This window comes from Paenibacillus sp. LPE1-1-1.1 (genome assembly GCF_040676435.1).
Classification (GTDB): Bacteria; Bacillota; Bacilli; order Paenibacillales; family Paenibacillaceae; genus Pristimantibacillus.
In genome coordinates this window covers 614,290-626,135 of the sequence record NZ_JBEGHY010000012.1, presented here as the reverse complement: position 1 = coordinate 626,135, position 11,846 = coordinate 614,290, and the positions used below count along the sequence as shown (strand labels likewise).

General features: G+C 45.9%; 8 protein-coding genes and 1 pseudogene. 2 read left to right on the top strand and 7 right to left on the bottom strand.

What is annotated here, in order from left to right; genetic code table 11:
* Window positions 1-25: 25 nt before the first annotated feature.
* Together MRBLPE1_RS13305 and MRBLPE1_RS13300 are read right to left on the bottom strand one after the other, a co-directional pair.
* A complete protein-coding gene (locus MRBLPE1_RS13305) occupies window positions 26-1,051 on the bottom strand; it encodes an ATP-binding protein (RefSeq protein WP_364145971.1) in 1,026 nt (341 codons plus the stop codon).
* 1,048 nt (window positions 1,052-2,099) lie between these two features.
* A complete protein-coding gene (locus tag MRBLPE1_RS13300) occupies window positions 2,100-3,674 on the bottom strand; it encodes a hypothetical protein (RefSeq protein WP_364145970.1) in 1,575 nt (524 codons plus the stop codon).
* 258 nt (window positions 3,675-3,932) lie between these two features.
* Between MRBLPE1_RS13300 and MRBLPE1_RS13295 the strand changes: the two are divergent.
* Window positions 3,933-4,212: pseudogene (locus MRBLPE1_RS13295) on the top strand (IS5/IS1182 family transposase); the annotation flags it as partial.
* A 157-nt stretch (window positions 4,213-4,369) separates the two neighbouring features.
* Here MRBLPE1_RS13295 and MRBLPE1_RS13290 read toward each other — a convergent pair.
* Window positions 4,370-5,590, bottom strand: coding sequence for a cytochrome P450 (locus tag MRBLPE1_RS13290; protein WP_364145968.1), 1,221 nt, complete (start codon window positions 5,588-5,590; stop codon window positions 4,370-4,372).
* 244 nt (window positions 5,591-5,834) lie between these two features.
* Here MRBLPE1_RS13290 and MRBLPE1_RS13285 point away from each other — a divergent pair, with 244 nt between their 5' ends.
* Window positions 5,835-6,383, top strand: a complete 549-nt coding sequence (locus tag MRBLPE1_RS13285; protein WP_364145967.1) for a PadR family transcriptional regulator — start codon at window positions 5,835-5,837, stop codon at window positions 6,381-6,383.
* Between the two features lie 170 nt (window positions 6,384-6,553).
* Here MRBLPE1_RS13285 and MRBLPE1_RS13280 read toward each other — a convergent pair whose 3' ends face one another.
* The 4 genes from MRBLPE1_RS13280 to MRBLPE1_RS13265 form a co-directional block, all read right to left on the bottom strand.
* Complete coding sequence (locus MRBLPE1_RS13280) at window positions 6,554-8,863, bottom strand: glycoside hydrolase family 2 protein (RefSeq protein ID WP_364145965.1); 2,310 nt, start codon at window positions 8,861-8,863, stop codon at window positions 6,554-6,556.
* A 205-nt stretch (window positions 8,864-9,068) separates the two neighbouring features.
* Window positions 9,069-9,827, bottom strand: coding sequence for an SDR family oxidoreductase (locus tag MRBLPE1_RS13275; RefSeq protein WP_364145964.1), 759 nt, complete (start codon window positions 9,825-9,827; stop codon window positions 9,069-9,071).
* Window positions 9,828-9,876: 49 nt separating this feature from the next.
* Window positions 9,877-10,092, bottom strand: coding sequence for a hypothetical protein (locus MRBLPE1_RS13270; RefSeq protein ID WP_364145962.1), 216 nt, complete (start codon window positions 10,090-10,092; stop codon window positions 9,877-9,879).
* 128 nt (window positions 10,093-10,220) lie between these two features.
* A complete protein-coding gene (locus MRBLPE1_RS13265; protein WP_364145960.1) occupies window positions 10,221-11,816 on the bottom strand; it encodes a DUF5597 domain-containing protein in 1,596 nt (531 codons plus the stop codon).
* Window positions 11,817-11,846: the final 30 nt, after the last annotated feature.

Genomic DNA, 11,846 nt, shown 5'->3' with positions numbered 1-11,846 from the left:
TCCTATCCATATTGCAATAGTAATTTCAAACGTTTGGAAAATTAATTTCTACCGTAGTACCTTGCTGTAATTTGCTTTTGAATGACAATGTCCCTTTGTGTGCCTCAACGATACGGTGACATATAACTATACCTAAGCCAGTTCCATTCTCTTTCCCTGAATAAAATGGTTCTCCCAATCTAGCTAAACCATCCTCTGGTATTCCTAGTCCTTCATCAGTTACTTTAATAGTAACATTTCCATCACCATTACGATTTACAAATAAGGTAACAACGCCGCCATTTGGCATTGCTTCAATAGCATTTTTTATAATGTTTATAAATAATTGTTTAAGTTGGTTAGGCTCACATTTGAATTCATTAATGTCAACGGTAAAATCAACTACCATTGCCACTCCATGCAAATGAGCTTGAGGTCGCATAAATAATACAACATCCTCAATGAGTTTGTTCAAATTTATTCTCACAAAATTAATATTATGGGGTTTTGCCAAGCTCATAAACTCATTTACAATACTATTAATTCGTTCAATTTCAACCAACATAATATCTACATAATTTGTGTTTCTTTCTTTCAATAATTGCATAAAACCTTTAATAGCGGTCAAAGGATTCCGTATTTCATGTGCTATACCTGCCGCAAGTTCACCCACAACGGATAGCATTTCTGATTTCCGAAGAATCTCTTGTGCTTTTTTATTTTCCGAAATATCCCTTCCAATTCCGACAAAGGCAATAATCTCACCCATTTCATTTTTCAAAGGAAAGACAGATACATTTGCAAAGAAAGAACTACCGTCTTTACGTAACATAATAATGTCGATACCAGATATTTCTTCCCCATGAACTATTCGCTGTAACATTTGGAAAATTCCCTCCCGAGATTCCTCAGGAATCATAGGAATGATTTCCCCAACAATTTCCTCATGTTTCCACCGATGTAATTCCTCAAATTTCTTGTTTACTGCCAAAAGGCGGCCTTGTAAATCAAGAACTGCAACACAGTCAGATGTTTGGTTAAATAACGCATCATAAAGTTGCATTTTATTCATGTGATTTGAAAAGAACTGGTTCGGAATAGGTATCACCCTAGGATTTTATTTGTATGAATATTCACTATATTACAGCAAAATCATTCTTTAATAAAGATAGTAGCTACACTTATTAAACTACCCGTTAACGTGACGAAAGACCGCCATATGTGCCGGCAGCCTTGTATTGACGGTTTAACTCCTTTAGTATACGGCTATTCTTCCAGGAGTACTTGAGCCTTAGATTTACCTTCCACATCTTCCCCATGATTTTTTAATTCGTTCTCTACGGGATCTATCGAATTCTCCCTAACTATGATTACAGGGGATCCAATGAACCTAAACTATCGTTATACTCCACATTCCCTTGGAGGTTCACCCTCCCAATTCTCAATGGGTCACTGCCCTTACATTCCTTCGTTATACCTGTCCAAGGTGTGGACGTTTAGCGGATGAGGCTGGGCCCTTATGGGTAACGAACCCCCGTAAATACAGGCTTTCAGTATAATTACGGGGGGCATTTCGGTGACAAATCATCGTATTTCTTATGACATTAGTACGTCCAACGTGTGACAATAGTAGGTATTACCCACTTTCACCCCCAACCACTTGGTAACTATAGGCCCCTACATCGGACTTTCACCACCTAGTTAGTCGCCATGCGTGGCGCACATACAAAAGCGCCACCTTATCAGGGTGGCGCTACGGTATTACTTCTTCGCTTTAAAACTCATGATAAACACTCATGAGCACCCGCTTCTCAAGCCGGCTCACTGATTGGATTAACATTATTCTTTCGGCCCCTTTTTACGAGATAATAATTCCTATTATCATCGTAATCGAACATCACCGGTGATACTAACGCTTTGTCGACCTTCGGAGTAATACTTTGACGACTTCTTCAACGAAAAAAAACAAAGAGGCGGCTTCCCTCTTTGTTTTTAGCTTACTCCATATGAAGCCACCCATTAACTATAACGGAAAATCGCTATTCATCCTGTTTCATCTTTCTCAAGCTGTGCCTATTACGTTCATTCAGACGCAATTGTTAAATGGTATTATTTCACAACTATTCTAACAGATCTGCAATGTTTAGTGTGATACCGTTAAATGTTGCAGATCCGTAACTTTTGGGCTTTCCATCTGCATCTGTGTCAAATAAAAGCCTGACTGGCTCAGGTCCTACAAGCGCCGAGAATGTTGCCCTGAAATTCATTTCCCCTTGATTGGAGCCAGTCCATTGAAGGTCAGTTTCATAGCGGCAACCTTCGGCTGCATTATAATGGTTCTTCTCATATCCATTATAGAAATTTTCGCCGTCATCACTAAAGTTGACATACTGCGCCTCCGTCTTACCCGAGTAACCGGTGACATGCCGGAAATAGTTCATGTATCCGGAGTGTTTCCCCGCAATTTTCCCTTCTATATTTGGATTAACGGAATCCAATACGGTCAAGTCTTTTATACCATACGGGATATTATCAGTAGTTGTTGTAAACGGTACTGGAGGTTCCGGCTTATAATCAGGCAACTTCGCTGTCTGGAGCCGCATTTGTGTGCCGTCGCTGCCTCTAAGCATCTCCGGCCACATTGCCCGTTTCCCGTCCGGATGCCAGGACATGGGCGAGCTATAAACCCAATTCTTCTCGTCCGTTGTCAGCTGTATCCCTTGATATCCTGCTTCGTGCATGGAACGTTGAATGTCGATCAATACCGGACCAATATTCCCTGGCCTGAATTTACGTACTCCATCTACTGCATACATATATTGATAACTAATCATCCCCATCGAGGTATAGATCCCGTAGGGCCTAGGCATAAGTCCGAATATGGCCTGATCCGTATTTTTCGAGAACCTGGTGCTCATGACGATTCCCAATCGCTCATCGGGAGAAAAGATTGTGGTTTCATCATATCCTGGGGTATAGGTGATTTGCGTAAGATTGTCGGAAATCAAATCCTGCACGATGGAATCGGTGGTACTGTTATGTTTTCCCCCAACGACGGATATGGCATTTCCTCCCCGCACAAACTGCTTCACTTCCCCTCCCCGTAAGGGGCTCGGAATGATAAAGTCAGGATTGGTCGGGTCATGCTCAAAGGAATGTATGTTGTTAATAAGCTGTACGTTTTCGATCGCATAGTGATCCGTTTTGCGTTCCAGTACGCCTATCGCTACAGCGGCACCAAGATCTGAGCGGAGTATCGTCCAACTCATATGCTTATTGTCAGGCGCGATGATGATTTCCGACCAGTGATGGGTTGTGCGCTCATCTTCCTCGAGAATCGACGGATATGCGATGGGAACCAACGTTGCGCTTGTGCAGGTGTCAATATCGGGCGTGCATTCGAGCACGTAATCTCCCAGCAGCACCCGCTTATTATCCTGATAGGGCATATACCGAATCCCGTTGGCCTTAGGTTTTTGTGGAATGACGCCGGAGAAGATCACCCTGAAATCCGTTCCATCATCATTGAGAACAGCCAGGTTATAAAAATCGGCTGTATGAATATCCTTCTCTGTCTTATACGAAACTAGTACTTTCCCGGAGTATGTGTAAGTACCTATTAGCAGAATAACATCATCCTGCATTGGGACAGTACTTACCACTACTCTTCCGATTGAAGCATCTCTTTTTTCCACCAAAATCGCCTCCTGATTTTTATATCATTTTCATCATAAGGTTAATCTTAAGAGATCACTAACACTCTCACGACTTATCCATAACGGTTTTACCGACTTCCTATTTTGAAATTTCACAATTTTCGTTGAAGGAAGTACGAATCATATGAATCCGCCTTTGCATTGAAGCGATCCTACCGGAATCTACAAGCGAGGACAGGTAAAAAAGGAATCGGTGAAGAGTTATTTAGTGGCCTCCAGCAAAACACACGGGACTTTTTGGATGAGCTCAACGCAGCGATTGAAAACGATCGTAAGGCACAAGGAAAAAAGCGCTAAAACCACAAGAGGAGGTGAACGAGGACAAAGAGTGAAGGTTAGTACAACCGACCCGGACAGTGGTTATATGTTTCGGGAAGGAAGGCCGGAAGAGTTCTTTTATCTGGATCATCGTACCGTCGATGTAAAGTACAGTCTCATTACTGATGTTTTCGTAACCGTAGGCAATGTTCACGATTTCGTGCCGTACCTCTCTCGATTAGAAGTGCGATTAAACCGGCTCAGCAAGTCTGGCAAAAAACAGTACCTGAAACCGCCTTGAAAAAAAAGAGAAACCCAACGTTTTGAAAGAAACTTGGGTTTCTCGACAATCTGACAAAGAGGCGTCCCTCTTGTTTTTAGCTTACTTCGTATTTACATAACGCTCGCGATAAGCGCTACGACTGAAGTCCGATAGGCAAACTCGTTAAAGACTGACCTGCAATCGACTCGGTTAAATGCTCGCCTACGTCGAACGCCTCCACCCGATGAATGCCGGCAAACCTTTTCACAAACGACGCTATAGCCATGTTCGCTTCCATCCGTGCGAGCGGTGCGCCCAAACAAAAATGAGGACCGGCTCCGAACGCTAGATGGCGTTGATTTCCCGGACGATGGATATCAAAAACGTCGGCACTTGCAAATTGGGATTCATCCCGATTCGCGGCTCCGATCCATGCTACGATCGCTTGCCCCTCCTTCATCTGGGGCCCGAAGACATTGGTATCTTGGGCTACCCTCCGATCCATCGAAGCGGGAAACCGGAAACGAAGCACTTCCTCGACTACATTGGGAACCAAGAGCAAGTCGGCTTTAAGTTCTTGATAGACGTTCGGCCCGTCGTAAAGCATGGAATAGAAAATATTGGAGAGCAGCGTGGTCGTCGTTTCGTTGCCCGCGCCGAGCAGGCCGATGGCCGACATCACCACTTCTTCATCCGTTAATCGTTCGCCATCCAGTTCGGCCTTGGTCAAGTCGGATATGATGTCATCTTCCGGGTGCTGCCGTTTCTTCAGGACAATGGGATACAAGTATTCCACGAACGCCTTCATGGCGATTCCTTTTCGCCTGTCGATATCGGCATATGCCTCCATGTTATACGGGAGGAAGAGAATATCGGACCATCCTTTGATCAAATGGCGATCCTGGGAAGGAACTCCTAGCAGATCCGCAATGACGGTAACGGGCAATGGAATTGCCAGCTTCTCCACGATATCGATAGTCGGGACGCCTTCCATGTCCGCAATCAACTCGTCAACGATACCCTGGATCCGCGGCTCCCACTCTTTGAGACTGCGGGGAGTAAAGGCTTGAGAAAGAAGGGCACGCCGTTTCCGATGTTCCGGCGGATCCACCAAATTGACGTTGCTGCGGCTTTCAAGCCGATCGGGAATCGGAATCAAGCTTCTTTTCTTTTTGTTAGAGAACAGCTCATGGTCGAATAGCACGCGTTTAACATGGTCGTATAAGAACACGTTCCAAACATCTTGCTCGGCATCGTAATAGACGGGATTATTGTCCCTCATCTCCTTATACCAAGCATACGGTTCCCACCCAGCTTCCTTGGTGTTAAGCTTCGTGATTTCGTTCAGCAGGATCATCTGACGCTTCCCATTCATAATCGTTCCCTCCAAACCGGATTCATTTGCATGAATTGTGTGTTTTTATTTTACAATCTGCCTTCCTCTCATGATGATGTTCCTAAATAAATCATTAGAGCTCGAAAAACCTCCTTCCAGACGCAGCCATTATTGGCTTTGCCATTATTATATGTTAATCTTACATAGGTTAGTTTAACATATAAATCGAACTTCCGGTATTTGGATAACGCCGTTCACAAAAAATTCACCGAAGGAGGACCCTATGTACGCGGATATCTTGATACTGGGACAGTTATTATCCGGTCCGAAGCATGGCTACGAAATAAAAAAAAACGTTCAGGAGGCGCTCGGGGAATCGTTCGAAATCAACAATAATTTATTGTATCCTGCATTGCGGCGATTTTTGACAATGGGTGCGATAAGCAAGAAGATCGAGAAAACGGAGGGTAAACCTGACCGGCATATCTATCTGTTGACGAACGCGGGGGAAGAAATCTTTAATGAGCTCATTCGCGATTTTCCGAGAAAATCGGCTGCCAATTCATTGGATTTTATGGTGCGCGTCGCGCTGTTCGACCGATTGGAGCCCGATGTGCAGCTCGAGATATTGCGTAAACGGCTGACGGTGTTGGAGGAAGAGATGGGGCGATACCGCAAATTCGACGAAGTCCATACGGAAAATCGGTTTACCGCGGAAGTCATTCATTTCAACAGGACGCAAACCGAGCATGAATGGACATGGGTGAAGAAGTTGATGTTGATCGCCCAATCGGCGGCCTCGGCTTCAGACCACGAAGAGACAACCTTCTAATTGCTAACCAGTCAATCCCCTCCATGCAGACCATGCAGGAAGCACGCTATCGTTTACATGGAGGGGATATTACTACTGAACGATGTTTCTACCTTGTTTCTTTTTCAATAAATCTATGAGTAGAGAAACAGGTTTGAACCGCTTAAAGGGCTTCAACCTTCGTTTCAGAACTATATTTTTTTTATTTTGGTGAGTTCTTTATTAATGGCGAATATGAGCTTGTCAGGGAAATTTTCCGGCGCCATACCTGCCAACATATCAATCGTAAATCCTTGCATCATGGGGTATTGCGGCCTGTCCCTGAAACTTTCTCCGAAATACTTATTCAGGACGATTTCCGCATCTTTGTTTTCAAACAGATCTTTAAACGTGCAACGGGCGGAATACACATCGTCTGTAATCTGTAACGACGCTAACTCTTCTGTGCTCGTATCAGGCAGTTCGAACCAGTTGTTAACTTCTTCGCCTTTATCCGCAACCGGCGGCGCCTCATAACTTGCATTCGGTTCTTCCGACTTATTAAACCATGCAAGATCTTGATAAGTTACGAGATTTTCACTTGCAACTGCACGAATTTCATTCATGCCCTCCGCCAGGACAACTCTCTCAAAGACAAAGATTTTCTCTTCACTGGATATAGATTGCAACTCTTCGCCATTCAAATAAAGCGTAACCTTTCTGCAATTCGAATAGACCTTAACTTGAATGCCGTCCTCTGCCCGATCCACAAAGCGCTTGCTGGTAATATGGACGAATTTGTCGTTGGACCAATGGGCTTTGTACATATAGAAAGCGTCCTTCTTAATCTTTCTATCGTAGGTGACCAGCCCTTTATTGTTTCTTCCTTTGACTCCGCCTTCATCTCTGATATTGGCTCCAAAATCGAACATATTCCATACATACGTTGCCCAAAGGAACGGCTTTTTCTCAAAAATTTTCCAAGCGACTTCATGATACAGCGCGTGGTATTCTTCAGTGTAGTCTTTCACCTTCGGCTCAGCACTGTGGTATTGTACGATCCCTTCTACGCCGTATTCGGAAATACAAAGCGGTCTGTCGGGATTGATCTCATGGAACTTGTCTATCCAAGGATCGAAATCTTCTGTCTTGCCGTGATACCAGCCGTAATACTTATTGTATCCAACCACGTCCGTCATCCGGTTGAATTCGTCTTTCTCGTCGACAAATAGAACGTTGGCCATCGTCGTCAGTCTGGTAGGATCTTCTGTTTTGGTCAATTCATTTAACTCTTTAACGAGTTTTCTAACCTCCGGACGTTCTCCGCCAATTTGAATTTCATTCTGCAGTCCCCAGAATATGATCGAAGGGTGATTAAAATTCTGTTTGATCAATTCCAACATCTGCTGCTTGGCATTGATCCCTTCCACTTCATTCTTTGACATGATCGAAATGAAAGGAATCTCCGCCCATACCACCATGCCTTCTTTGTCGCACAAATCGTAAAAAGTTTGGCTGTGCTGGTAGTGGGCGAGTCGAAGCGAAGTCGCTCCAATTTCTTTGATCAATGCCATATCTTCGATTTGCTCTTGTTCCGTTATGGCCCAGCCCATATCTTTTCTGTCCTGGTGTCTCGATACGCCGTACAACGGCAAATGCTCGCCGTTCAAGAAGAAACCTTTCTCAGAGTCGACATGAAAGTACCTAACGCCGAACGGAATCGCGATTTCATCCACCGTGTCGTTAAATCTAGTCATGGATACGGTAGCTTGATACATATAGGGATTATTTCTTCCGTTCCAGATTATCGGATTATCGATGACGCATGCCAGCGTTTCCGTTCTTGACTCGCCTGCGGCCAAGACGACTTCCTTGGCGGCATAAGTTACGGAACCGCCATCGTCATCCGCAATATCTGCCCAAAGCCTGACTTTTTTCTCCTCGTCGCTGCCATTTACCAATCTGGATTCGATTTTGAGATGAGCCTTTTCTTTCGACACCTGTTCCTGTACGATATAAACGCCGCTCGAACCATAATCCATCGCGTCGAAATGAACCGGATTCGTTACAAGGATGTTCACATCGCGGTATATACCGCCATAGAAAGTAAAATCCGCTTTCTGAGGATAGACGTCGTCCACGACCGTATTATCCACCTTAACGGCGATCACGTTCTTCGATCCGAAGGCAACGTCAGCTGTAATGTCAAACCTGAAGGTGGAGTAACCGCCTTTGTGCTGACCCGCATGCCGACCGTTCACATAGACATCGGTAATGCTATTGGAACCGTTGAATTCGATAAACACTTTCCTTCCCTCATCGGAAGAATCAAGGGCGAGCTCCTTTCTGTACCAGCAAGCGCCTTGGTAATATTCATACCCGTTCGCCCCATCGACCGCATTCCAGGTGTGTGGGAGACGTACCTCGCTCCAATGGTCGTCTTGGCAAGATACGGCTTCAGCCCGCTCTTCGTTATTGCGTATAAAACGCCATGCATCATTTATCGAATTGATCTTTCTCATTCTACTCGCTCCCCCAGAGACTCAGTCTCAATAATTGGTGTTACCGTTATCCTCCTATGATAAGACGAATAGCTTCTCGCCTCTAACACTCTTACGACTTATCGACTAACGGTCTGACGACTTCTTATCTATAGAAAAAAAATCCCCTTACGATACAGGAGCGGATTCCGCGCCTGCCTTCGTTAAGGGGAACGATGTTCTTCGTTTAATAGGCCGTCCAGCCCGCATCCGCGGTAACCGTCGTGCCGTTGACAAAGCTGGAGTCGTCGGAGGCAAGGAACAACGCAACCTTCGCGATGTCTTCCGGTTGGCCAATGGCGGGGTTAATACCCATGCCGATCTGTGTACGTTCCGCACCGAAAGGATTCGGTGCCGTTATGGTCAACGCGATATTCGTTGCGACCCCGCCCGGCGCGATCGCATTGCAGCGTATGCCTTGCGTCGCATATTGGAAGCCGACGTTTTTCGTAAATCCGACTACGGCGTGCTTCGAAGCGGTATAGGCAGCACCCGCCCGGGAACCGAACAAGCCGCCGGCCGAAGCGATATTCACGATGACGCCTTTCTTCTGGCCGATGAAGATAGGAAGAACCTTCCGCGTCGTACGCATTGGACCGGTCGTGTTCACGGCGAACACCTTGTCCCATAGCTCGTCCGTCAAGTCCCCAGCAGGAACAAAATTGTCCATGATGCCGGCATTGTTGACGAGAATGTCCACGGTACCGTACGTTTGAACCGTAATGTCGATCAAGCGTTGAACGTCTTCTTCGATGGCGACATTAGTTGCCGCCGCGATAGCCGTTCCGCCTTTCGCCTCGATTCCCTCGGCCACTTTGCCTGCGTTATCAGCATTCAGATCGGAAACGACCACTTTCGCACCTTCTTCGGCGAAGAGCTCCGCGATTGCTTTGCCCATCCCCGATGCCGCTCCAGTAACGATCGCTACTTTGCCCTTAAGTTTCATCTAATCAACCTCCTTGGTTCCGACTCTTCGGAATACCTGGTTCTTCTATTTATTCTTCGATAGCAGCTAAATCAGAAACGATGAGTGCCAATACTTCCGCAGAGACATTCGCCTGCGGGAATGCTGCCAATTGACTGAGCGAAAAAGCTCCAGCCATTCCAGTCATTGGGTTAGTCGAAAATCCTGGGATATATTTGTCCAGCACGACTTTCGCTGCTGCGTTCCCCAGCAAGTCTCCTACTTTGGAGTTTTGATCGAATTTCATTGTCGTATTCACCTCCTTTAAGTCATGCGATCGTATGCTTGCTAAGTATAATGATATCCTTTTGACCCAAGCTGGACTAACGGTTAGACGACATCTCGAATAACACTTTCACGACTTCTGCGCCCTCTTTATCGGTACCCGAACAATTTGATTTTCAGCAACGTAGGCTTCTCATACCGCATGATTGCGACCTCGTCCCCATTCAGCCGCCGAGTCATTTTCCAATTTCCTTGTTCAAACCGCCCTTCTTCCAGGAATAAGATATCCACGTTGGGCTTTGTCGGATTTGCGGAGAAAGGGAAGACGGCACAGCCATTCGCAATGATATAAAACTCGTCCGCGGTCTTCTTCAGCACAAGGCACACCCCATCTTTCCGAGTCAAAAGGGGCATATTCATCATCACTTTGAAGCCATACTCCCCGAACACCATCGTGTCCTGTTCCGGACGCTCGACGATCGCGGCCTGCAAATCCGATGTCCCGTATTTTTCTGTCAATAACGGCATCATGCTGTTAATCGTTTTGTTATACCATGCGTATTCCTCTACGTTTTGAGGTGTTTTCAACATGGGGTCGGAAATATCCACGCCGAAAAGATAGCTTTCGATGGCCGTAAACGGCTCTCCCATGTCCTCAAAACCGAACGGAGCAAATCCCAACGCATGATAATGCCCCACCACATAAACCAGCCTCGGGCCTGCGTAGCTATGGGTCGCCGTCTCTGGAATAAAGAGAGGGTTGTCCATCTTGACGTACTCGTCGCACACGTCGCAGAAATTTTGAACATAAATATCCGGTGCGATCACATCCACATTAGGCGCGCAGTATTTCCACACTTCCATCACCCGGGATACCGGCCCGCCGCTCGGATATTTCCCGGCCTTCTGGCCTTTATCCAACCAGCAGTTGGTCATCATTGGCAGGGGATAAATCTCCTTGCCTGCAGCAGCTACTTTATCTATATAACTTGCAACGTGATACGCACTGAATACTTCTTCCGCTGCATCTCCGAACACCGCCTGCCAGTTACCGCTCTTCGCGCCATTCTCGACGGCCTGGCGGACATCCGCGGCCATGGTTCCGGTGTGCGTAATCATATAATCGACAAATGACTGCGGGACATTCGCTTCAAACAAGGCGTCGGCCGTATCGGAATGTTCTCTCGCAGCCCCTTGCAGACCCGGTTCGTTCTCCACCTGAATCAAAATAACCGTTTGCTCTTTTTCGTCCGCTTTTTTAATATGCAGCATCAATTCCCGAAACGCTTTGGCATCCGCGGCACAGGTTGCTTCGCAAAGATAGGAAAGCGTTGTATATAACATCCCATGGAAATCTATTAAATTTGTCTTATTTTTGCCTTTCTCGACTTCTGCCCTTTTGAAGCGTTCCAAGTCCGTCTTGACCCACGATGGAGCATAATAGCACTGGGCGTTTTTCCAAGCACCGAACCACAAGAAGCCAAGTTTCATCTCATGCCTTCTCGCTTGAGCAATCAGTTCATCCACGATTCGGAAATCAAACACGCCTTCTTCGGGTTCGATCATTTCCCAAGTCACGGGAAGCAATAAACTGTTCATGCCGAGCCTGACAGCTTTTTCCCAGATAGGTTCCATATATTCAGCGGATGATGAGCTTGAATTATGGACCTCTCCCGCCAGCATAATAAACGGTCTCCCTTGATCGACTAGCAGGTGTTCTTTTCTTTGCAGCACTTGATTCAACATGTAAATCCCCCTCTTAATGTATGTTAATGG

Coding starts and splice junctions, on each gene's coding strand:
- MRBLPE1_RS13305 (WP_364145971.1), bottom strand. CDS start 1,051: ATGAATAAAATGCAACTTTATGATGCGTTATTTAACCAAACATCTGAC.
- MRBLPE1_RS13265 (WP_364145960.1), bottom strand. CDS start 11,816: ATGTTGAATCAAGTGCTGCAAAGAAAAGAACACCTGCTAGTCGATCAA.
- MRBLPE1_RS13270 (WP_364145962.1), bottom strand. CDS start 10,092: ATGAAATTCGATCAAAACTCCAAAGTAGGAGACTTGCTGGGGAACGCA.
- MRBLPE1_RS13275 (WP_364145964.1), bottom strand. CDS start 9,827: ATGAAACTTAAGGGCAAAGTAGCGATCGTTACTGGAGCGGCATCGGGG.
- MRBLPE1_RS13280 (WP_364145965.1), bottom strand. CDS start 8,863: ATGAGAAAGATCAATTCGATAAATGATGCATGGCGTTTTATACGCAAT.
- MRBLPE1_RS13290 (WP_364145968.1), bottom strand. CDS start 5,590: ATGAATGGGAAGCGTCAGATGATCCTGCTGAACGAAATCACGAAGCTT.
- MRBLPE1_RS13285 (WP_364145967.1), top strand. CDS start 5,835: ATGTACGCGGATATCTTGATACTGGGACAGTTATTATCCGGTCCGAAG.